At 33.3% G+C, this 24,217-nt stretch carries 20 protein-coding genes and 2 tRNA genes; 13 read left to right on the top strand and 9 right to left on the bottom strand.

Annotated elements, in window-relative coordinates; genetic code table 11:
* Nucleotides 1-9: 9 nt before the first annotated feature.
* The 4 genes from H0Z29_05165 to H0Z29_05150 form a co-directional block, all read right to left on the bottom strand.
* Complete coding sequence (locus H0Z29_05165) at nt 10-231, bottom strand: DUF2905 domain-containing protein (GenBank protein ID MBO8130893.1); 222 nt, start codon at nt 229-231, stop codon at nt 10-12.
* Between the two features lie 7 nt (nt 232-238).
* Nucleotides 239-1,093 (bottom strand): S-methyl-5'-thioadenosine phosphorylase, encoded by an 855-nt coding sequence (gene mtnP / locus H0Z29_05160; protein MBO8130892.1) that lies wholly within the window; start codon nt 1,091-1,093, stop codon nt 239-241.
* A 160-nt stretch (nt 1,094-1,253) separates the two neighbouring features.
* On the bottom strand, nt 1,254-2,777 hold the full coding sequence (locus H0Z29_05155) for a Do family serine endopeptidase (GenBank protein MBO8130891.1): 1,524 nt from the start codon (nt 2,775-2,777) through the stop codon (nt 1,254-1,256).
* 124 nt (nt 2,778-2,901) lie between these two features.
* A complete protein-coding gene (locus H0Z29_05150; protein ID MBO8130890.1) occupies nt 2,902-3,528 on the bottom strand; it encodes a hypothetical protein in 627 nt (208 codons plus the stop codon).
* 82 nt (nt 3,529-3,610) lie between these two features.
* On the opposite strand from H0Z29_05150, the gene cobO reads away from it, so the two are divergent.
* The 11 genes from cobO to H0Z29_05095 all read left to right on the top strand — a co-directional run bounded on the left by cobO (nt 3,611) and on the right by H0Z29_05095 (nt 18,132).
* Nucleotides 3,611-4,126: a cob(I)yrinic acid a,c-diamide adenosyltransferase gene (gene cobO, locus H0Z29_05145; GenBank protein MBO8130889.1), complete on the top strand. Its 516-nt coding sequence runs from the start codon at nt 3,611-3,613 to the stop codon at nt 4,124-4,126.
* Nucleotides 4,127-4,351: 225 nt separating this feature from the next.
* Entirely contained in the window at nt 4,352-5,581 is a 1,230-nt protein-coding gene (locus H0Z29_05140; GenBank protein ID MBO8130888.1) for a PorV/PorQ family protein, read from the top strand.
* A gap of 50 nt (nt 5,582-5,631) precedes the next feature.
* On the top strand, nt 5,632-8,763 hold the full coding sequence (locus tag H0Z29_05135; GenBank protein MBO8130887.1) for a T9SS type A sorting domain-containing protein: 3,132 nt from the start codon (nt 5,632-5,634) through the stop codon (nt 8,761-8,763).
* Entirely contained in the window at nt 8,760-11,789 is a 3,030-nt protein-coding gene (locus H0Z29_05130) for a PD40 domain-containing protein (GenBank protein MBO8130886.1), read from the top strand. The genes H0Z29_05135 and H0Z29_05130 overlap by 4 nt, the downstream gene beginning before the upstream one ends.
* Before the next feature lie 11 nt (nt 11,790-11,800).
* Entirely contained in the window at nt 11,801-12,700 is a 900-nt protein-coding gene (locus H0Z29_05125) for a hypothetical protein (GenBank protein ID MBO8130885.1), read from the top strand.
* 16 nt (nt 12,701-12,716) lie between these two features.
* A complete protein-coding gene (bamD, locus tag H0Z29_05120; GenBank protein MBO8130884.1) occupies nt 12,717-13,505 on the top strand; it encodes an outer membrane protein assembly factor BamD in 789 nt (262 codons plus the stop codon).
* Nucleotides 13,502-14,086, top strand: coding sequence for a nicotinate-nucleotide adenylyltransferase (locus H0Z29_05115; protein MBO8130883.1), 585 nt, complete (start codon nt 13,502-13,504; stop codon nt 14,084-14,086). The genes bamD and H0Z29_05115 overlap by 4 nt, the downstream gene beginning before the upstream one ends.
* Before the next feature lie 7 nt (nt 14,087-14,093).
* Nucleotides 14,094-15,884, top strand: a complete 1,791-nt coding sequence (gene lepA / locus H0Z29_05110) for an elongation factor 4 (protein MBO8130882.1) — start codon at nt 14,094-14,096, stop codon at nt 15,882-15,884.
* Nucleotide 15,885: 1 nt separating this feature from the next.
* The gene (locus H0Z29_05105) at nt 15,886-16,593 is read left to right on the top strand and encodes a CPBP family intramembrane metalloprotease (protein MBO8130881.1); all 708 of its coding nucleotides are present in this window, start codon (nt 15,886-15,888) and stop codon (nt 16,591-16,593) included.
* Nucleotides 16,594-16,615: 22 nt separating this feature from the next.
* On the top strand, nt 16,616-17,218 hold the full coding sequence (locus H0Z29_05100; GenBank protein ID MBO8130880.1) for a tetratricopeptide repeat protein: 603 nt from the start codon (nt 16,616-16,618) through the stop codon (nt 17,216-17,218).
* 443 nt (nt 17,219-17,661) lie between these two features.
* On the top strand, nt 17,662-18,132 hold the full coding sequence (locus H0Z29_05095; protein ID MBO8130879.1) for a tryptophan-rich sensory protein: 471 nt from the start codon (nt 17,662-17,664) through the stop codon (nt 18,130-18,132).
* 105 nt (nt 18,133-18,237) lie between these two features.
* Here H0Z29_05095 and H0Z29_05090 read toward each other — a convergent pair.
* Nucleotides 18,238-18,329: transfer RNA gene (locus H0Z29_05090), tRNA-Ser, on the bottom strand.
* A 246-nt stretch (nt 18,330-18,575) separates the two neighbouring features.
* Here H0Z29_05090 and H0Z29_05085 point away from each other — a divergent pair.
* Together H0Z29_05085 and H0Z29_05080 are read left to right on the top strand one after the other, a co-directional pair.
* A tRNA-Ser gene (locus tag H0Z29_05085) sits at nt 18,576-18,659 on the top strand.
* Nucleotides 18,660-18,662: 3 nt separating this feature from the next.
* Complete coding sequence (locus H0Z29_05080; protein ID MBO8130878.1) at nt 18,663-18,956, top strand: GIY-YIG nuclease family protein; 294 nt, start codon at nt 18,663-18,665, stop codon at nt 18,954-18,956.
* On the opposite strand, the gene tsaA is transcribed toward H0Z29_05080, so the two are convergent.
* From tsaA to H0Z29_05060, 4 genes are all read right to left on the bottom strand, one after another.
* Nucleotides 18,915-19,403, bottom strand: coding sequence for a tRNA (N6-threonylcarbamoyladenosine(37)-N6)-methyltransferase TrmO (gene tsaA / locus H0Z29_05075; GenBank protein ID MBO8130877.1), 489 nt, complete (start codon nt 19,401-19,403; stop codon nt 18,915-18,917). The two genes, H0Z29_05080 and tsaA, sit on opposite strands and share 42 nt — an antisense overlap.
* A gap of 30 nt (nt 19,404-19,433) precedes the next feature.
* The gene (locus tag H0Z29_05070) at nt 19,434-20,792 is read right to left on the bottom strand and encodes a chloride channel protein (protein ID MBO8130876.1); all 1,359 of its coding nucleotides are present in this window, start codon (nt 20,790-20,792) and stop codon (nt 19,434-19,436) included.
* A gap of 148 nt (nt 20,793-20,940) precedes the next feature.
* Nucleotides 20,941-22,977 (bottom strand): trehalase, encoded by a 2,037-nt coding sequence (locus tag H0Z29_05065; protein ID MBO8130875.1) that lies wholly within the window; start codon nt 22,975-22,977, stop codon nt 20,941-20,943.
* Nucleotides 22,956-24,050: a hypothetical protein gene (locus H0Z29_05060; protein ID MBO8130874.1), complete on the bottom strand. Its 1,095-nt coding sequence runs from the start codon at nt 24,048-24,050 to the stop codon at nt 22,956-22,958. Before H0Z29_05060 ends, H0Z29_05065 begins: the two co-directional genes overlap by 22 nt.
* Between the last annotated feature and the right edge of the window lie 167 nt (nt 24,051-24,217).

Raw genomic sequence — 24,217 nt, 5'->3', positions numbered from 1 at the left:
TTCCCTCCACTATCTCCTAAATATGTTAAACAATATGAATAAAACCAAACTAATCAATACACAAGTCGTAATTGGAAAATAGAAAACAAAGTTATCCCTCTTTATGAATATATCGCCGGGAAGATGACCCAGCTTGTTTATAAATGGAATCTTGCCCCCTATAGACAAAAATAAACCGATTAAAATTAAAATAATACCAAAGGTTATAATTATTTTCCCCATTTCTTGCAACATTTTATCAATTAAAATATTTTTTTAATAATAGCTCATATTTGGATTTTTGATTTTCATCAAGCAAAGTTAAATCTGTAACTATCGCATTTTTAAGAGAATTTTCACATTCACATTCACCATCAGGAGGAAACTCTCTTATAAACATTTCTAAAAGTCTCTTCGAAATTGATGCAGACCTTTTTAGATTTTCTAGGACAGTTGGCACATCCACAAACTCCTCCCTCCAACTATCATAATCTGTTACCTGTGCAACAGTTGCAAAATGCAGTTCTGCTTCCCTGCAAAGTCTTGCCTCATATATATTTGTCATCCCGATAACATCCATACCCCATGATTTATATACCCGCGATTCAGCTCTCGTTGAAAAAGCGGGACCTTCCATATTTAAATACGTCCCACCAAGATGATAATCAATTCCAATTCTTCTGGCTATATCCCCAAGAGTTTTAAATAACACAGGACATACAGGATCAGAAAAAGCTACATGAACTGCAATTCCTTCATCAAAAAATGTATTATTGATGGAGCTTTTTGTTCTATCAAAAAACTGATCCACAATCACAATCGAACCTGGCTTAATTTCCTCTTTAAAACTTCCAACAGCAGAAATTGACACAACGTGAGTTACACCAAGTTTTTTCAATCCGTAAATATTTGCTCTATAATTTATCTTAGATGGTAATATTCTATGACCTCTACCATGACGAGGTAAAAACAAAACCTCCTTACCATTTACCTCTCCAAGTATAAAATCGCTGGAAGGTTCACCAAAGGGAGTATCAACCCTGATACTATCCTTTATTATTAAACCTTCAAATTCGTAAAATCCTGTTCCGCCTATTATCGCTAACTTTTTCATTTTATACTCCTACTAAATGATTAAAAATCAAAAAATGAAAATATACAATATAGCCATTAAATTTAAGTAATTTTTAATTAAATATTACAAGTGTTTACATGACAAACATAAAAAGAGGCTCTCCACTGGAGCCTCATAATTACAACCTTAATTTTTTATCTTATTTCTTCTTATACGGATTATCTATTGTTACGAAAAATGTATTCTCACTTCTTTTGGCGAGAAAAAGTAAAACTTCTGTATCTGCGCTCTCAACCGCCTCATTAAATTCCTTCACATTATCTATTACTTTATTGCCAACTCTTTTGATAATATCTCCTGGTCTTAAAACTTTTGCCGCCTGACTTCTACTTTCTATAGAAGTGATGATTACCCCTTCTTCATCAGGATCAATATCATATTTTTTAGCTAATTCCTCAGTAATATTTGAGACGGTAAATCCAAGTTTTGTTTCGCTCCTTTCCTCTCCCGATGTTAATAACTTTTCTTCTGGCAACTCCGCAAGTTTTACTTTTAGCTCTCTTTCTTTTCCATTTCTAATAATTACCAACTTCTTTTCACTACCAGGCTCGGAATTTGCCACCAGAGTTCTTAGCTGCGACGAATTCTTTACCTTTTTCCCATCAAATTCTATAATGATATCACCTACTTCCAAACCCGCTTTATCTGCAGGACTACCTTTCTCAACTTTACTTATAAGTGCTCCTTTCGGGACGTTAAGTTTCATTGACCTTGCAATTTTATCATCCACATCCTGAATCCACACACCAAGCCATGCCCTAGCTACCTTCCCCTTTTCGATCAGATCTTTCATCACCTTTCTTGCCAGATTTATTGGGATAGCAAAGCCAATTCCGATGTTTCCTGGATTACCACCACTCGTAGCAATAGCCGTATTAATTCCTACCAGTTCGCCTCTTAAATTAACAAGGGCTCCACCACTGTTACCGGGATTTATTGCTGCATCAGTTTGAATAAAATATTCATAATTTCTTGGATTAATTATATTGCTTCGTCCTTTCGCACTGACAATCCCAGCTGTTACAGTATGAGCAAGATTTTCAGATAAAGGGCATCCAATAGCAAGGACCCACTCACCAGTCTTCAGAGAATCCGAATTACCAAACGGTAGAAACTTCAAGCCCCTTGCATCAATTTTCAAGACAGCTAGGTCTGTTGGGGGGTCCGTCCCAACTACCTCAGCTTCGTATTCTTTATTATTTATTAATCTAACATGTATTTTTTCCCCTTTCTCTACTACGTGGTTATTAGTCAGAATATATCCCTTCTCATTTACTATTACCCCAGAGCCAAGAATAGTACCTTTCATTTCGGTTTCAGGCATTGGACCGAAAAATCTCCAGAACCACTCCTCATCGAACTCAGGGAAAAAGGGATTTACAACTTTTCTCCTTATAACTTTTTCTGTGATAATTGTAACAACCGCTGGTATTGCCCTTTGGGATACTCGAGTAAATATATTGTTAATACTCTGAGCAATAGCTTCTTCACTTTGAGTAGTTGACATATCCATACTGGCATTTACAAAACTTGCTGAGGGGACCGATGAATTCTCATAAATCACAATAGGATCTGAATTTTTCTTGCCATAAATTGTGCCTGTATAGAAACCTATACCAACTAGTATAATTAATATTAAGGAAAGTAAAAATATTCTCTTCATTGTATTTTCCTCCACATTTCAACTAAATTTCAACCATTAAAAAACACAATGGTTCCGATGACAAAAATTATACCAGAACAATAGCTTTGACAATTCTGCAATTAACATGTTAAAAACTGGACATCTAAAATATGTAATAAATAATCAGACTTATACCCACTATTCTTGAATATTCAGTAGGAAATCCAAAATCAGTAATAGCATAAGGTATACTTGGTTTTATATTAAAGATTTTTTCAGCTGGTTGCCCTTTTTCAAAATCATGAAAATATCCGCACTCAAAACCAGCTTTTTTTATTACTACACCAGCGAGGAAACCAAATCTGAAACTCCTACCTCCAGTTATACCATAAGGAATGTACATCAACCTAAATCCACTGTATAAAGATTTTATCAAAGAAGCTTTAATCTTTCTTATACTATAATATGTAAAATCAAAATTTGAATTGGAATTAATTGAATAAGCAAAATTAATAATTTCTCTCCTCTTTTCAGTATTAAAAACCGTATATGAAAAATCTACTCCCGTTCCATAGATTGGCAGTCCTATCCTGATACCAATGTCACTCTTTTCGCTTAGACCATACTTGTAAAATAAGACTGGAGTAATATTTTCAATCGACCAAGATATACCTTTTACCACTGAGCCCTTTTCCAATGGCTCAGTGGTAATAACGGCATGGGTAGAGCATTGGCTTAGCATTATAACTAAATTAGTCAAGACAATTGTTGATATAATTTTTTTAACCATATTAAGCACATCGTTTTAAATATCTCAATATTAAAATTAAAATTTTAGGTGTAAATTACAATGAAATAAAATTGTTTTTATAATGGCTGGTTATATTTACATATACACTGGAGAAGGCAAGGGAAAAACAACAGCAGCAATAGGGATGGCAATTAGAGCTGCAGGGGCGGGATTCAAGGTTTACATTGCTCAATTTTTAAAAACTGGAAAATACAGTGAAATCAAAGCACTCCAAAGGTTCAACAATATTTTAATTGAACAATTTGGCGGTAAAAATTTCATAACAACTAAAATAATATCACAAAAAGACATAGAAAGAGCCTGGAAGGGATTGGAAAATGTTAGGGAAAAAATCTTATCCAGAGAATTCAAACTTATCATACTTGATGAGATTAATATGGCACTGCATTTAAAATTGATCAATGTAAAAGAAGTAATTAATCTATTAAAGGCAAGAGACGAAAATACCGATATAGTGCTAACTGGTAGATACGCTCCACAAGAATTAATAGAAATGGCAGACCTTGTCACAGAAATGAAAGAAATTAAACATTATTTTAAAAGAGGAATAAGAGCGAGGAAAGGATTCGAATATTAAAAAATGTTGAAAAGTACAAGCTGGAACAATAATAACATATATTTAGTTTTTATAATTGCTTGCAATTTGAATAGAGTCTAAAAGTCTTGATTGTTGAAAAAAAATCTCATAATTTCGACTTGTAATTTTGGAGGAAGAGTTTAATTTATTGTTAAATTGAGCTAGAAAATCTACAGCCCACCGAATGTCAAGAGAGCATTCGGTTTTTTTTAGCGAGGTTATAAAATGAAATACTTGAAGATATTATTTGTAGCGATAAGTTTAATTTTACTTTTCAACTTTTCTTATAGCCAGAGTCAGGCAGGAGCTATATGGCTACTTATAAACCCCGGTGCGAGAGCAGACGGCATGGGGGAAGCAAATGTAGCAATAGCCAATGATGCATACGCTAGCTACTACAATCCCGCCGGTCTTGGCTTCCTCAGAGGGAAGTCCATTGGCTTAATGCATACACAATGGCTACCAAATCTTGCTTCAGACATTTATTATGATTATGTCGGTGGATATTATCACCAAAAATACTGGGGCACCTTCGGCGCACATATAATAATGATGAACCTTGGGAAGCAAATAGCAACTGATGAACGGGGTAAATATCTCGGTACGTTTGCATCATATGTCTTCGCTGTAACACTATCATATGGCTCCCAAATAAATAGATACACTTCTATCGGACTGAGTGTCAAACTCATACATCAGCACCTTACTGATATATTAGCAGGGAGAGAAAAGGGCAAAGGATATTCCTCTAATATTGGATTTGACTTCGGCTATTTAAAGAAAAATGTTTTAACAGATAATTTGAATTTTGGTTTTTCTATTTCCAACATAGGTTCTAAAATTGCCTTTATCGATGTGAATCAGGCTGATCCAATGCCCACAAATTTGAAATTAGGATTTGCCTATACACTCGGAAACAAATATAATAAAATAAATATAGCATTTGATATCAACAAACTATTGGTAGCCTCATATCCTGATAGAGATATTGATGGCGATGGAAAAGTTGGCGGTTACGATAAAAGTGGCCGCCCGAGGCCAGGTGGAGACTACAATAAAGATGGACGAAGAGAAACTGCACATTCTGATCCATGGTATATTGCACTTTTTACCTCCTGGATTGATGACTGGTTATTAGTTTACGATTCAGAAGCGGATGGAATAGGAGAAGAAGACGAAGATGGCAATACAAATGATGGCTCATTTAAAAAAGAACTTGAATCCATAGTATATAACTTTGGAATTGAATATTGGTATTCAGATATGTTCGCCATTCGTACAGGGTTCTTATATGACTATGCTGGAAAAATTGTCATGAAAGGTAAATATCCCGTTCCAACATATGGTGTTGGTTTAAAATATGCAGGGATGTCCTTTGATTTTGGTTATACGTGGGGTGACCCAGGACATCCAAGACAGAATACTATGTTATTTTCCTTAAACATAAAATTTTAGTGGACAATTAAACAAATACTTGCTAACCCAATTTAAAATTTGGACAATATATGAAGAAATTTTATTTGAGCATAATTTTAATAGCGTTACACTTAAATATTATCTACCCCCTTGATTTGAATTCCTTTTCACCGTTAACTGTGAAAGATTTTACACAAAATACAATAAATCCAATTGGAACAATTAAAATATGTGCAATACGTGTAGAGTTTTTAGAGGATGATGATCCAAGTACAACAGGTAATGGCAGGTTTTTATTTAATAGTGAAATGGAATGTCCAATTGTCGTAGACCCTCCTCCACATAACAAACAATATTTCCTTGACCATATAAGAGCACTATCAAACTATTATTATCATGTTTCTCGTGGCAAACTATATATAGATACTCTCAATTCCCACGTATATCCAGAGGGGGAGAATGAAGCATATAGATTAAAACATAAAATGTCCTACTATCACCCGTTTGATAAAAAAGACTCTATCGATATCAGATTGACAGAACTCTTTATAGATGCAGTTGAGGCAGCAGATGAAGATATAGATTTCTCAAACTATGATTTGGTTGTGGTATTCCATGCCGGAGTTGGGCAGGACTTCACAATCACTCTTGATCCTACTCCTTATGATATACCATCAGTCTACCTAAGACCGGAAGATTTCAATAGCTATATCAACGAAACCTACTACAGTGGAATACCAGTTGATAACGGCACTCTTTTAATAAATAAGGGAATAATTTTACCAGAAACAGAAAATCATATCCTATATCCAGAAGCTGAAGAAATTTTTGCTGGATATAGTGATTTATGCGAGTTCCAGATCGGACTAAATGGTATCTTCGCTCTAATGTTCGGGTATGCTATTGGATTACCCGCGCTGTATGACACCGAAAGCGGTGTATCCGGGGTGGGAAAATTCGCTCTTATGGACCAGGGTTCTGTAAACTTAAATGGACTGGTACCATCAATACCATCGGCATGGGAAAGAATATTCCTTGGTTGGGAAAAACCAGCTATAGCAACAAGCAATGTATCTGTTATCCTTAAGCATGCTGAATCATACTCTGATACCACGGTTTGGCTTGTACCAATTAATGAGAAAGAGTATTTTCTTATCGAAAATAGATGCTCACAAACAAGACAAGGTATTACTATTGACAGCATGATGTATAGAGATTACCTTAAATCAGGTAAGAAAGAATATCCATCGATTCTTCCCTATATAAAAGACTCAATCGATGCAAAATTTTCAAAAAAAAGTGGTGTACTAACATCCGTACCGAGATATGATGTTGGATTACCAGGATCAGGGCTTTTAATCTGGCATATTGACGAAGGAATTATAAAAGAAAATTATAAAACATTAAGTATAAACAACAATAGAGATTTGCGAGGGATCGATTTAGAAGAAGCAGATGGAGCCCAGCAAATTGGATTTGAAGATTTATTGAGTTTTGATGTAACTCTAAACAACCCTGACATACCAATCGGATGGTATTTTGACCCATGGTTTGCTGGAAATGAAGGATTTTTCCATCTAAATCCAGACTATCCGAGGGATTCCTTAAAAACCATCGGATTCGCCGATTTTACCAACCCATCAACAAAGAGTAATACATATTCCTACACTGGAATACGTATAGACAGTATAGGAAATTCAGGCGAAGTGATGACATTCAGAATAATGTTTGATAATAAAGTTTCATTAATAAATATAAATAAAAAACTACTCAGTGAACCGGCAATTATAAAAATATATGGCAGAAGCTACGTCATAGCTCTTTCGGACTCTATATACTTATATAATATTAATGGAAAAAGAATAACGTCTGCACCTTTTACATCACTGGTATCAAAAAGTATATCCGAAATAAAACCCATTATTGTCAAAGACAATCTAATATTAATAGTAGTAAAATCCTCCAACATTTGGCATCTTTTTAAATATCAGGTTAATGCAAATGAGACGGTAATGTTTACTGATCACAAGGTATTCACTCTTACCAATACAAATATTTCATCAAACGTAACACTGATAGGTAACAGACTTGCATTTGCAACGGAAGATTCATTAATTTATTTTAATATTAATGCAAATAATGAGAATAAAATCTCTACGGAAGAAAAATTAGTTAAAATTACTGGATTTAGTAAAAATAGTAATATCAGTATTTATGGTATTACAGTTAACGGTAATATTGTAAAAATTGACACAAATATCAAATTAATACGGCAATTACCAGAAATGACCGATTCGCTAGATAGTATAAGCCTACTTTCAGGATTCATAAATAAAAATGAGAATATCGATCTCATACTATCAAATGGAGAAAATTTAACACTGATTCTGGATGTAGATTCAACAAATTCAAAATACAGTACGATTAATCTAAATAAAGAAATAGATGCTACAGCACTTGCCGATGTTGATGGCGATTCCTCTATCGAAATTATTTTGCTTTCAAACAATAATATATATGCATATAATGAAAAACTAATAGTTGAGGGGAATTTTCCAATAGAGCCATCAAGTTTGTATGCAAATTATAATTTTTCTCCACAGATACTTACCGCTGATGTTGATAATGACAACATCATGGACATCATTGTAAAAATGCAAGATGTGGGAATATTTAGATATAGCCACTCTGGAAACCTTATTAATCTTCATCCAATCGCAATTGGTAGCAGCTTTCATGCCAAGGATGCTATTTTCAATTCCAACGAAAAATGGTTTTATTTAACTGTCTCAAGTGACTCAACTAAAGTCAATTGCATTGAGATTGGTAAAGGAAAGGAGACAGGATACGAATGGAGATGTAGTGGGAGCAGTTTCGAAAGAAACTATCATCAGAAATATGTTTCAACCTTCCATATTCTAAGTATCAAAAATCTATTAGACTGGGATAAGGTATACAACTGGCCCAATCCTGTTAAAGGTAATAGCACAAATATAAGGTTTTTTGTAAACAGTCAACCCTGTAAGATTAGTGTAAAAGTTTTTGATTTAGCCGGTAATAAAATAGATGAGTTAAAATGCGAAATCCCACTGCTGAATGATTATAATGAACTAAAATGGGATACATCAAGAATCCAAAATGGTGTTTACTTTGCCGTAGTAAAAGCAACAGGGGCAGGAAGAGAAGAATCGAAGATTATTAAAATTCTGATAACAAAATGAAGTTGAAAACATGTATTCCAATAATTCTGATATCGGTTTTTTTCCTGACGCAATTTCTATCAGCTCAGGAAGAGTTTAATCATCCAGAGCTAAAATGGTACACAATCGAAACAGAGCATTTTCTTATACATTATCATAATGGAGCCGAATGGACAGCTAATAGAGTAGCAGAAATAGCGGAAAAGATTTATATTCCTGTAACCCAATTCTATAACTATGAACCAGATAGTAAAACCCATATAATAATAAAAGATACAGATGATTATTCAAATGGTGCAGCATACTACTATGACAACAAAATTCTAATCTGGGCTACACCACTTGACTTTATCCTGCGTGGAAGTCATAACTGGTTATGGGATGTTGTAACCCATGAGTTTACACATATAGTTTCATTACAGGCATCAATGAAATTTACGAGAAAAGTGCCAGGTGCATATTTTCAGATATATTCATATGAAGATGAAAAAAGAGAAGATGTTATTTACGGATATCCATACGTAATGGCTTTATATCCACTCCCCGGAGTTATTATACCTATGTGGCTTGCAGAGGGAGTAGCTCAATATATGTACAGGGATTGCCCGAACGATTTTTGGGATTCCCATAGAGATATGATACTACGTGATAGAGTGACAAATAATAATCTTCTCTCCTTCGATTATATGAATCATTTTGGATATGAAGGGACAGGGAATGAAAGTGTCTATAATCAGGGTTTTTCCCTGACAAGCTACATAATTGATAAATACGGGGATGATGTTCCCGCAAAAGTATTTAAAGAAATGAGAAGTATAAAACATCTATCCATTAATTCTGCATTTAAGAAAATCACTGGGAAAACAGGAGGAGAAATATACGAAGAATGGAAAGACTATTTAAATAGATATTATCATGAACGTTTACAGGTTATAAAAGAAAATGAAAAAAAGGGAGAGATCATCATTAATACTGGCACATGTCAGATATATCCTGAATGGATAAACGATTCAACTATTTACTACCTTTCAAATAAAGGTAGAGATTACATGTCACTTACATCTCTCTACTCTTATGATTTAAAAGATAAAAAAGAGAAATTAATTCTACCCAATGTAACATCCAGAGTTTCAGCTACGAAGGATGGTAAAGTTTTGTATTACACAAAAAAAAGTAAGCCAAACAAATACGGTTCTATTTATTACGATATTTATTCCTACGATATCAAAAAAAAGAAAGAGAAGCAAATTACAAAATGGAGAAGGGCATATAATCCTTCTGTCTCACCCGATGGGAAAAAAATTGCCTTTATAACAGGGAAAGATGGAACGTCTAATATAGTTCTATTAGATATGGAAAATAAAAAAGAACATCAATTAACCAACTTTAATAATGGGGAGCAGCTTTTTAATATTGCGTGGTCACCTGATGAAGAAAAAATTGCTTTTGATATACTAACCACACATGGTAGGGATATCCTAATTTATAGTTTTATAGACAGCACAATATATAATTTTAATTCACATAAATATGATACACGTGACCCATATTTTAGCCGTGATGGCAAATGGCTTTATTACTCATGTGATAAAACTGGAATTTTTAATATATATCGCAAATCACTTATTGATAATAAAGAAGAAGTTATTACAAATGTTACTGGCGGAGCATTCATGCCAAGTGTTAATGAAAAAGGGGAGCTTGTATATTCTCTTTATGAAAACTCTAAATTCAAAATAGGTTATATGAGGATACCAAATTCAATCGATACTAATCTAATAACATATACAAATTACCTCGAAAAAATTCCTACCCTTTACGTAATAAATAGCAGCTCAAGTCACAACTATAGAAAATACGAGCATCAGTTTTCAAATTTTTTCTTTATTCCAACATTAATTGTCGATTACGGTACACTAAAACCCGGTAGTTACTTCTACTCGTCGGAAATTCTTGAAAAAATGTCGGTTATGGGAATCTTTGCAATGAATAAAAAGAAAGATAGGGATCTTGCATTTATCTTTGAATACAGAAAATGGAAACCTACCTGGTATATTGAAATTTATAATATGACCCGAAATGTAATATCCTCTGAAAAACTTTACAATTCTTATAGGGTTATTTCAAAATACAAGTTCAACTTGAGTGAATTGAATATAGGAATAACAAAGCCATTCAGTCGCATTATAAGAATGGATTTGAAAACGATTTATTCTGTATACAGAGTATCAATTCTTGAATATGTACCTGAAGAAGACCTGAACCTCGGACCTTTCTCGTACCGATATTATAGGGGATTAAACTTCAAATTAGAAACTACTTATAGAAAGGTAGTTCCTGTTGTTAATTCTACCACTAATCCAGAAGAAGGGCTGGAGTTAAGAATCGATATAGCCCGCAACTATGATCATTTTATTAATGGTTTTGGTATATACGAGGATTTTGGAACATTAAAAGAAGAATTCACCCCAAATTACTATTGGATGATATTTACTGAGGGGAAATTATATTTTAAACCATTCAAGAAGAAAAAAATAACAAATACTATTAGATGGCAGGCAGGATGGATATCTAAATACGACGTTAACTCATTTTTCTATTTTTTTGCAGGGAGTATTCCAGGTCTAAAAGGTTATCCATACTATAGTATCGAGGGAAGAAATCTTTTCACTATACATTATTATTTCAAAACCCCGATATTCAGACAAAAAAGTATACAAATACCATCCTTTTGTATAAGCAACGCGTTTTTCGGAATATATACAGAAGCAGGGAATGCATGGAACAGTGTGCCCGGGTACTCTAATTTGACGTTCTCAAAGTTTATATCAAATGCTAAAGGAGTTATTTCAAACTGGCTAAATAGCTTCAAAAAGGATATTGGTGTACAGTTGATACTTAGTGGTTTTTCTTTTTATTCATATCCTTTATCTTTAACTTTTGACTTTGCTTATGGTTTTGACAAAGTTATTTGGCAAGAGGGAACAAAAAAACAAGAATATGGAAAAAAACTAAGATTCTACTTTACTGTTGACTTTGGAATTTAAAGGAGGAAACTATGAATAAAACATTTAAAATTCTTTGTCTTTTAATCATTTTAACATTATTCTTGTCAAATATAGCCTTATCCCAGACTAATTCTATTTTTTCTTCCTCTATTGAGAAAGATAAATTAATTGCCACTATGAAATATAGTCAAGTTGAGAACGAAGAAGACACCAGTTTCTTTTACACCAAAAAAGTCCAGAGAGCTTTTTTGATGTCTTTAGTTCTACCTGGCGCTGGAGAGCTATATGTTGGCTCTAAGATTAAAGCAGTAATATTTGCAGGAACTGAGGCTGCTCTCTGGGCTATGTATTACTCCTATACAAAAAAAGGTAACAACCTGATAAAAAAATACAAAAAATTTGCTGATGAACACTGGGATTTGAAACGATGGTATCTATGGGGACTTGAGAATGAATTAACAGGTTTAAGGGACACAAAAAGTGAATCTCATTTTATATGGATACTGAACAGAGAAAATAATAAGGAATACATAGCTATAGATGATTCATTAGATAAATATCTACCTGAATGGGAACAACTTATTGTTGATGATAAATTCTCTCCTGTTAAAACTGATGAATATTACGAAAATATCGGTAAATACGACCAATTTGCCTCGGGATGGGATGATTTTCGCGATTACAATCAACAGCCAGATACCATTATCGTCAGTCCAAATAGAGATAAATATTTATCAATGAGGTGGGATGCAAACAAAACACTGCAAACCGCAACTAATATCGTATCGGTTGTTATGTTCAATCATATCATAAGTGCATTTGATGCATTGATAACGGCAAAACACGCTGAAGCAAAGGAAAGGAAAAAAGTTTCAGTAAACGCTGCACTCATTACCAATTACGCTTACAGGAACCCAATAAGGGGAATAAGGTTATATTTTACTTTTTAAAAGGTGCCTAATAAAAATGAAATATTACATATTATTACCGATGATAATAATTATAATAGCAGCTCTGGCTACCGACTGTTCCTCACAAAAAGAATTAATTGCTAAGAGTGATAAGGATTATTTTGACCAGGGTATGAAATACTTCAAAAATAAAAAATGGGAAAAAGCGATTAGCACCTTCGATATTATTCTACTGAATTATCCAGGAAGTGAATATGCTGATGATGCGAAATTTTATAGCGGTGAAGCATACTTAAATAAAAAAGAGTTCCTTCTTGCAATAAATGAATATGAGGAGCTAACCATACGATTTCCTAATAGCGAATATATTGAAAAAGCAAGTTTTAAAATAGGATATGCATACTATAAACTATCGCCACATTTTCAGCTGGATCAGGAATACACCAAGAAAGCAATATTCGCATTTCAGGATTTTATTGATACATATCCCGAAAGTGAATTATGTAAAGAAGCAGAAAAATACATTCACAAATTAAGAAATAAATTGGCTCGTAAGCTGTATGAAACAGGGAAATTTTATATAAGATTTCAGGAGTATAACTCGGCACTGATTTATTTTGATGATTTACTTGAGAAATACTATGATACCGATTGGGCTGATGACGCAGAGCTCGGGAGAGCTCTGTGTTATATAAAATTAAAAGAATTTGATAAGTACAAAGAAATATTAGCAAAATATAATAACAACGAAAATGAGAAATTAAAAAACTATATATCAATATTAAAAAGAAATTATGACAAAGAATTGAAAAAAATAGAGAGGCAAAATAAAAAAGGTAAATGAGGATTGCTATATTCGGAGGGACTTTCGATCCCCCACACATAGGTCACCTTATTCTTGCTCAGTCATTAATAAATTCATTAACAATAGAAAAAGTACTTTTTATACCAGTTTACATTCCACCACATAAGGTGGATAGAAATATTACCGATTCAGAAAAAAGAATAAAAATGCTTCATTTATCTATAGATGACAATCCTAAATTTGAAGTTTCACTAATTGAAATAGAAAGAAAAGGTGTCTCCTACTCTATAGATACAATTAACCAGATAAGAGAAAAATATAAATTAAAAAAAGATGAACTTTTTTTTGCCATCGGTTCTGACAGCATTGTTGAGTTTAATATTTGGAAGTCACCTATGGAGATATTAAACAAGTCGACTGTGGTTGTTTTCCCTCGCCCAGGATTTGAATTATCTCAGGTAAAAAAGGAATATAGGGAAAAATCAATATTTTTAAAAACTCCTCTGATAGACATATCATCTCGAATGATAAGAGAAATGGTTAAAAAAGGTCTGGATATTAAATATCTTGTAACTGAAAAGGTTTACGATTTTATCAAAAAAAATAAACTATATAGATAAAAATCTTATGGATGAAACTACGCCAAAAATAAAAAATTTCTGTATTATAGCTCATGTTGATCATGGCAAATCAACTCTTGCTGATAGGTTTCTTGAAATTACAGGTACAGTCAGAAAAGAAGAGATGGTCGAACAAATTCTTGATGACATGGATCTTGAAAGAGAGAGGGGTATTACTATCAAATCACATCCGATAACAATGTTTTATGAAGGCTATAAATTGAACCTCATTGACACCCCAGGTCATGTTGATTTTAACTATGAGGTATCAAGAAGTCTTGCAGCATGTGAAGGAGTAATCCTTCTTGTAGATGCAACCCAAGGAGTAGAAGCCCAGACAGTAACTAATGTATATCTTGCAATAGAGAATGACCTCAAAATCATACCGGTTATCAATAAAATAGATTTGCCCGGAGCTGACATCGAATCCACAAAAAGGCAAATAATCGATCTAATAGGTTGTGATGAGAGTGAAATAATGATGGTAAGTGCTAAAACGGGTTCTGGTGTAAAAGAACTATTAAATGAAGTCATAAAGAGGATCCCACCACCAAAAATTGAGATTGATAAACCTCTAAGAGCATTGATTTTTGACTCAATATTCGACCCATTTCGTGGTGCTATACCATACATAAGAATTTTTGAGGGAGAAGTAAAACCTGGCGATACTATTATGCTCTTCTCACATGAATCAACCTATGAAGTCTCAGAGGTTGGATACTTCAAATTGGGGAGAGTAAAAACCGATAAGCTATCATCAGGTGAGGTTGGATATTTGTTAGCTTGTATTAAAGAAATAACCAAGATAAAAGTCGGGGATACAATCACAACTAAAGACAATCCAACTTTTGAACCACTGCCAGGTTACCGGGAAATTAAACCCATGGTTTTTAGTGGACTTTACCCGGTAAATAGTGAAGATTTTAATGACCTTAGATCAGCGCTTGAAAAAATGAAATTAAATGACTCAGCTATAGTTTATGAGCCTGAATCATCCAGAGCGCTTGGATATGGGTTTAGGTTAGGTTACCTTGGCCTTCTACATATGGAAGTTGTACAGGAAAGATTGGAAAGGGAATTCAATCTCGATCTTGTTACTACCCTACCAAATGTAAAGTACATAGCTGTGTTGAAAAATTCCCAGGAAGTGGAAATCGATAATCCAGGTAAAATGCCGAGTGCAGCTGAAATAGATTATATTAAAGAACCATATATCAGAGCTGAAATAATCACTCCAATAGAATATATTGGCAATATAATGCAGCTTTGCAAAGAGAAAAGGGGAATTTACAAAGAAACTCACTATTTAGACCCGAAAAAAGTTCAGATCGTTTATGAACTACCTTTAGCAGAAGTTATTATTGACTTTTATGACAAATTAAAATCAGTTTCCAGAGGCTATGCATCATTTGACTACGAACACATTGGATTTAAAAAAGGAGATCTGGTTAAGCTGGATATTCTGATAGCCGGTGAACCAGTAGATGCTCTATCGATAATCACACATAGAGAGAAAGCTTATTATCAGGGAAGGGAATTGTGTAAAAAATTGAAGGAATTGATTCCAAAACAGCTATTCGAAGTTGTAATTCAAGCTGCTATCGGTAGTAAAATAATAGCAAGAGAAACCGTTAAACCATTAAGAAAAAATGTCACCGCAAAATGTTATGGTGGTGATATAACAAGGAAAAAAAAACTGCTGGAAAAACAGAAAGAAGGCAAAAAAAGGTTGAAACAGATAGGCAAAGTAAGTGTTCCTCAAGAAGCTTTTTTTGCCCTTTTAAAAGTAGGTAAATAAGTTGTTAGAAAAAATTACGGAATATAATAAAGCCACAAGAATTCCATTTTTTAGTTTTCTCACTGCTACACCACTAATCATTTTTTATGAAATTTCAATTATTTTTTTAAATCACTCAGATATTACTGGTTTAAGAAATGGAGCTGATGTAATTTTTAAACAGTTATTTTCGCTTTTTAACATATACGGTTTTTATTCAATAGGGCTTCTAATTCTAATTATTTTAGTTATAAGCTACTATTTCTACTCCAAAGAAAATACCAGATTGAATTTTAGATTTTATTACTTTCCGCTTGTTTTATTAGAGTCAGCAATTTATGCTGTCCTTTTATACCTGATTTTCTCAAAAATTGCTCAATTCGATATATCACTTAATTTGAATAAAAGGTTAAACCTAATACTCGCAGCTGGCGCAGGAGTGTACGAGGAATTCCTATTTAGAGTAGTTTTCATTACTGGATTTGTATTTTTTTTTAACCAGATTTTGAGATTCCAAAGATATATAAGTCTTATACTTTCGATTATTCTATCGTCTTTTATCTTTTCCTGCTTTCATTATATCGGCTTTCATGGTGATACGTTCCAGTTAAAAACATTTGCTTTACGATTTTTCTCGGGGCTGTACCTTTCAATTCTATACATATCGCGTGGATATTCTGTAGCCGCCTACTCACATGCTTTTTATGACATTATTTTAATTTTCATTTAATTTACATTAAAAGGAGGATAATATGCCCAAAACAAAGAGAGAATATGTGGATAAACCACATCAATTAATGGAGGAGTACTACAATCTCTTAGACAACATTGATAACCTTGAAATATCCAAAGTCAAAGATAGCTTGAAAAATATGATAAAACTCGATCCTCAATTTCTTGACCCATACCTGTTATTATTTGAGATATATCTGCACGAGGGAAATTTTGACGATGCCGACAATCTACTGGATAAGGCATACACAACCGCTATTGACCTGATAACCGATAAAAATGGAAATTGGCCTGATATTTTAAGCTGGGCAAACCTTCTAAACAGACACATTATCAGAGCAATCCTTACAAAAGCAATAATATTGTGGGGAGATCAGTACAAGGATGAAGCTCTTGATATTTTTAGAAAACTCTTGAATTCAAATCTCTCCGACAATATAGGAGCACGATTCTATATACTGGCTATTAGAATGGGTATTGACTTTGAAGATTTTGATAAAAGATTCAATAAAGGTGGATATTACGATGAAGAGATATTAACCTGGTTTGATAATAATTATAAAAAATTTCCTGAAGAATTCTCCGCATGGGAAGAAAAATTAAGAAATACAGGTATAGCTTAGAGTTTTAGTAATTTAAATATGTAGTTTTAATATAAAAAATATTCTGAATTTAAAGATAGTAATGTTCCTAAAAAAGGGTTATTAAAAACTTATAAGAAACTGTTTATAAAATTTTTAAACTTTATTCATAGATATACGTATTAAATAATAATGAAACCAGAAAGAAAATCAAATATCCGCTTGAGAAATATATCAATACACGTTTTGATAAACTCACTATAAGAAATAAGTAAAAACTACCTATTGAAAAGTCGCTACTGAACGATCCAAAATTACTTATTCTTGATGAACCTACAATTGGTCTTGACCCTGATATTCCTATAAAATTAAGAAAATCTATTAAGGATATAAATCGGAATTGGAATTAAGTTTATTACATATTTCAAAATTTTTTATATATTATATCTGGCTTATTAAAATTCAATTAATCAGTTGAGGAAAAGATGAAAGTTTATTTAAAATTTTTAGTTTCAGTGGCAATCCCATTCATTATAATGATAGTCGGTAGTATTTTTACCTCAAAAGGACTTGGAGAATGGTATACGACATTGAACAAACCATCATTTAATCCTCCCTCCTGGGCATTCCCAATCGCCTGGACTACTATTTACACCCTTATGGGAATTGCATTCTTTTTAATCTGGCAAAACAAAACCGAAATACTATTCAAACCTGCGCTACTGATTTATGCAATACAACTAATACTAAATCTATTTTGGCCTTTTTTCTTCTTTATATTGAAAAACCCGATGTTAGCATTTATCGATATTGTTCTTCTCTGGATAGCAATAATAGCTACAATAGTAATTTTTAACAAAATCAGCACTATCACAACATATCTACTCCTACCGTATTTATTGTGGGTTTCCTTTGCATCAATATTGAATTTTAGTATAATGATTTTGAATAGCTAAATACTTCCTGCAATCAACCTGATTATCGTTTTATCATTATAAAAATTTTATCTGAGAATAGTATTTTTCTTATTTAGATTTAAGCAATGTGGATAAAAATTTTTGCGGAGAGGCCGGGATTCGAACCCGGGTTCCCGACATTACTCGGGAAACTCGCTTAGCAGGCGAGCGCCTTAAGCCAACTCGGCCACCTCTCCATCAATAAGTCAAAACATCCCAATAAGCACCGCAAAATTAATTATTTTGAAAAGCAAATACAATTAATAATGAATCAATATTGTTTGCATCATATTTTTTAAATAAATTTTCACGCAATTTTGAAACCGGAGTAGTAGTTTTTACGTTATAAATTAAGCATCAAGTATCTCGTAGTGGACTTTCGAAGAAAGTCAGTGAATCTTGTAAATCTATTGAAAATATAAATTTTGATGGTATTTTAAAACGGAGGCGTAGACCTAATTGGTAAGGCAGCGGTCTTGAAAACCGCCGTCCGTAAGGACTTGGGGGTTCGAGTCCCTCCGCCTCCGCTTATGTTTAAAGTTTATGTCTTAAAAAGTCTTAAAGATAACTATCATTATATTGGACATACCGCAAACCTAGAAAAAAGATTAAAAGAACATAATAAAGGTAAAGTCAGATCAACTAAACCTCATAGACCATTTAAAATTATCTATACCGAATCATACCATAACAGATCTTCTGCTTTTAAAAGAGAAATGTATCTTAAAAGTTTTGTTGGAAACATCTGGCTTAGAAAAAAATTAAAAAATCTTAAGATAAAGCTACCCCATTTTAAATCTTCCATCATCTTTCATCTGGGATAGCTTATCTACTTTCCCTTCGAGCCAACCTATTTTTTCTACTTTTCTTGAATCAAATTCCGGCACATAGGGCTTTATATCTAAAAGAGGTGTCCCATCGACAATATCAACACCCTGAATATGAAGAATATTCCCTTCAATCTTTAAAAGTCTCACAATTGATAATCCAATTGAGTTTGGTCTACTTGGTGCACGTGTTGAAAATACTCCATGCTCCTCATCATCCATAAAAGGCTTTACCTTTAAGGAAAATTTTTTAGATAAATGAAAATGGTAAATCAAAATAATATGAGAAAATCCTTCCAGACTATCTAACCCATCTACAAACTCGAGAAATACTTCAACCCTCCCTTTTAAACCCTTTGCAACACCAGACTGAATGGGCACTCCTTTTGGTTCTTTGAATGGAGAGTGAACTATACCAATTGGATTATATATTATTTCACTCATTTTTACCTCATTCTGCAAAAGATTTCATATTTATTTACTACATTTATATATCCTGTTACCAATTCTATTACCAATTTTCAAAATAAAATTAGTAAGGCTCTTTCTTCTAGGTTTAATTTCCATCTTTACCTTACTAACTTCTTCACCATCTTTCACATAAACAGATTCAGACTTCCTGATCTTTAATATTTGAGAAGGATAAATACTTCTATGCCCTGTTATATAAAAACTCACAATAGTGGATAAGGCTGCGTAAGAAGCTATCTCAATTCCAAAGAGTTCAATCGCAAGAATACAGGATGCAATAGGCGTATTTGTAGCTCCAGCCAACACACTGACGAAACCGATTGCAGCAAGTTTTACATTATCAACCTGAAGCAAGTTGGCAAAAATTGCTCCGGAAGATGCTCCAATGAAAAATATAGGGGTTATTACTCCTCCGCTCCCACCAAAATTCAACGTAATCGCAGTAAATATCATTTTTATGATAAAAGCATACCAGACAATATCTTTACCAGTAAGAGCATCATTGATAGTATCTAATCCTAATCTCAAGTATCTCGATGAAAAAACAATAGTTAATACAATCAAAACCGAGCCCCCAATAAATCCTTTTAATGGCGACCAGATTTTTATCTTTGAAGAAATATACTTGGCTAATTCCATCAATTCAATTAAAAGAAATGAAACGAGCCCAAAAAGTATACCACCAATTATTATCTTAATGACAAGAATAATATTAAAACTGGAAGCAAATTCAATGTTAAAACAAATATGTGTTACTCCCAACGTATATGAAACATAATAAGCCATTATTGAGGAAATAATTGATGGTAATAATACTTCATAAAGAATGCCACCAACAAATAAAACTTCAACTCCAAAGATAGCACCCGCTATAGGAGTACCAAAAACAGATGCAAAACCAGCACTGATACCACAAATTACAAGCTTCCTTCGATCAGTATCATCAAGTTTTAACAGATCAGAAATAAGTGATGTAACACCACCACCTATCTGACCGGAGGGACCCTCTTTTCCAACCGACCCACCAAAAGCTATTGTCAGCACGGTCGTAAATAACTTTACTGGTATTACATTAGCCTTGATTTTACCTGAGTATTTATGTACAGCTTCAATTACTTTTTCTGTACCATGCCCCTCAGCCTCGGGCGATATATATTTTGTAAGTATCGATGAAATGAAAAATGCAACAGGCAGAAAAATATAATAATGAGGAAATCGAGTGGTTAAATGTAAACTCCAACTTATTATTTTTAGAAAAAATGTTACAACAACTCCAACCAGAATACCAGCGATAGCTGCGATGACACTCCATTTTACCACACTTATGAATATTATAGTCGCTTCACCTAATTTTTTCTTCATCTGAAAGCTAACTACAAATTCCGAACTGTCCCACCGCAAATTTAAAAGTAATGAGTATAAAATAGTATAAAAATGACCTCCTAATAATAAAACTACAGGAATTATTTATGTATAAAATACGGGGAAAAACAAACAATTGTTTTTACACTCATTGTCCCCAAATCCACTCGGGCGGGATTAGTCTATTTAACTTATCAATTAAATCTTCAGGTAACATTTTGACACCTATCTGATAGCTGGCATTTGTCCAGCCAAATCCTTCTTTTGTTATATAGCTAAATTTAGTTCCAATATTACCATATTCGACAAAAACTTGATGAGACCTTTTGACCACATCATACTTTTCTGTAACCGTTCCATTGTAATCGACAGCATTCCTAGTAATTGTATAAAGCCAGCGGTATACCAATCTGACTACTTCTGATTTAAATCCATAATTTCTCAATCCCATCCATGCAATCATTTGATGTGGTGCCCATCCAAATGGATAATCCCATTGCCTCTGGGGACGTTCATCTGAAACCTTCCCTCTTGATTCTTCATTAGAAGCTGCTATTCCACCTGGCATTTCCAGTTGGGGCAGGACATTTTCTACAATAGACTTTGCTTGTTCTTTCGTAGCCAGACCCGCCCATAATGGGTAAAATATTGTCGCTGATATATACATCTTTCTTTTTCTTTCAATAAAATTATAATCAAAAAATAGTCCGTATTCCCTATCCCATAAATATTTATTTATTAAGTTTTTCCTTTTTTTAGCCCTTTCTAACCAATCCCTGCTTGTTTCAAGCTTACCACTTACAACAAAAGAATCGTTGAAAACATTCTTAATTGCCCACGCAATATCTACCTCCATTTTATATAACAATGAGTTTAAATCAACTGTTACAAAATCAGCGCATTTATCATTCCATCTGTATGTCTTATCGTGCCCTGATTCACGCATACTTCTATCATGGATAAAAAACTCACCTAGCTCCCTATCAACAATTTTCCCGCTTCTATAAGCTTCCTTAAAACTTTCTAAATTCATATTATACTTTTTCGCAAACTTCCTATACACTTCATCAAAATGTCCAGGCTCTACTTCCGGTGGCTGTCCTATACCCTCTCCATAATATCGACTTAACCCAGTCCATGTCAATCTCTTTTCACCCATCCATACATTATAGTACTCCATAATAGCCGCATCGATCACATTTTTAAGCCATTCCTTTGTCTTAGAATTTTCTGGTAAACTATCATATACTGCCAGAGCCATAGATGTAAGGAACGGCGGCTGGGACCGAGTAAGATAATAAGTTCTATTGGCATTTAATATCTTACCATAATGTTTTATCTCATATACAAAATTATCCACTATCGATTTTGCAAGCTCAACTTTCCCATCAACAAGAAGACCGAGCACTATAAAATAGCTATCCCATCCATACATCTCGTTAAATCTGCCTCCAGGTACAACATAGGGCACCCCTTCAATCTCACCGTTTTCACCTTTTCTCAATGCCAGAGTCAGAAATCCATGACAACCTTCGAGATTGCGTACGTAGTCTGGCGTAATAACCTCAGGTAAGTAAACAACTTTGATTTTCAACTCGGGACGCTTTGTGGCAATTCCACTATAATAATTGAAAGCCAATGTATCGTTACGAGGAACGTAAATATAATTTACTCCACTGATAGTTTTAATTTTTGTATCAATTATAAGATCTTTAATTGTCTCATCGGTTATCTTTCTTGTCAGACCATTCCAGTAGACCTCACTTATCAGTCTTGATATCCTATCTGACGGATTTTCAAAAATTTTATCAAAAGAAAGAGGGGCAATGTTTTTACCATCATTCTCTTGTAGTTTTAGTTCCTGCAAAAGATTGGATAAATAATAAGTCCCGCTAACTTCATATTCATTACCGGCTGTATCAATCAACCAGAATTTTTTATCCCCCCTCACATCTCCAGCATAATGGTCATTAATAGTAATTTTCTTATCTTTATCAACATCTTCTTCTTCAAGCAATCTTTGTATATTGTATTTTACATCTACTACAACATAAAAACAGTCTTTTGTATTTCTACCAGCCGATGGATTGGCAAGAAGAAGGAAGATAATTAAAGGATAAAAAGGAATATTAAATAACTTTAAAAACGAACTCCGTACTAATTTCACTTTAATATAACACCCCATTCAACAATTGTAAAGCCATTCCTTTCAAATGGATAAATTTCAGGCGGAGTGATTTCTACTCCGATGAAATTTGTACCCATTATGGCATAGTATAACCTGAAAAGGGTATCTATTTCTCGGCTACACCTAATTTGAATAACCCTGGATATATCCTCATTCAGCTGTGGAAATATTATATACCTTTTAAATTTATTCAACTTCGGAACCCAATAACCTATAAAATCATCAATTTCTTTATCATTAAATCCATAGGCTTCCATATTCTGTCTGAAAAATTTTTCTAAATTCTCCCTTTCAACAACCCAACCATAGTCATATTGACATAAATCTGGAGCATTGAATTCATAATAAAGGCACTCATAAGTCCCATTTATCTTACCTTCGCTCGATACATTTATCTTCCATCCATCATCATATGGTGGTAATGACTCCGTTATATAACCACCTCTAGGAAAATCTAAATAGATTTCAATATTGGTATCCGTTTCTGGATATATGTATATATTTGGTTTCCGAAACTGAACCCAATTCGAAATAAATATATCCTGGTAATATTTATCGACTATAACTGTTTCAGAGAATTTTGTAAAATTTCCATCCCCTATAAATTTATATAAACCGAATTCCAGCTTATCCGTTGAAAAGTGACCTAACGAATCAGTTTTAAATTCTCTTACAATTTCCCCATTCTTTTCTATTTTAACCCATTGGTTTGCCAATACATTCACTGGAATAATTCCTCTTTTTAATATAATAGTACCTGAATACTTTGAATTATCTACGGGTATAAGATTTAAAACAATATAATCCCCGCTCCTGCATTTAAAAAGTTGAGAGAAATAACCATCACTTTTTGCGAGTACGAAATAATATAAATATTCAGTGTAGTTAACCTTAAAAGTGTCTCCTATGGAAACACTATCTTTATCAATCATTTGCGTCGTATCGGAAGGGGAGTAAATTTCCAAAATTACCTTTTCTTTTTCTTTATCTTCATCAGGACCAAAAATCTGTGAGCAGAGGTAAAATGATATACCTAAAACAACTGTTATAAAAATTTTTAAGTTTTTCACTTTGTTTCCTCCACTCCTTATAAAATAATGTTCTTGTATCAATATTATTTAATAAAACTATAAATGTCAATAAAGTCAAATACAAAACCAACCACAATACTCAACCATAATAACAATCATATGAACGATATATGCAACATAATTACCAAAATATGAGATGATTTTAA

This window comes from Candidatus Neomarinimicrobiota bacterium (assembly GCA_017656425.1).
Lineage (GTDB): Bacteria > Fidelibacterota > UBA2242 > UBA2242 > B5-G15 > JACDNV01.
The sequence above is the reverse complement of the archived record's forward strand: the minus strand, read 5'-3'. Positions and strand labels throughout refer to the sequence as shown.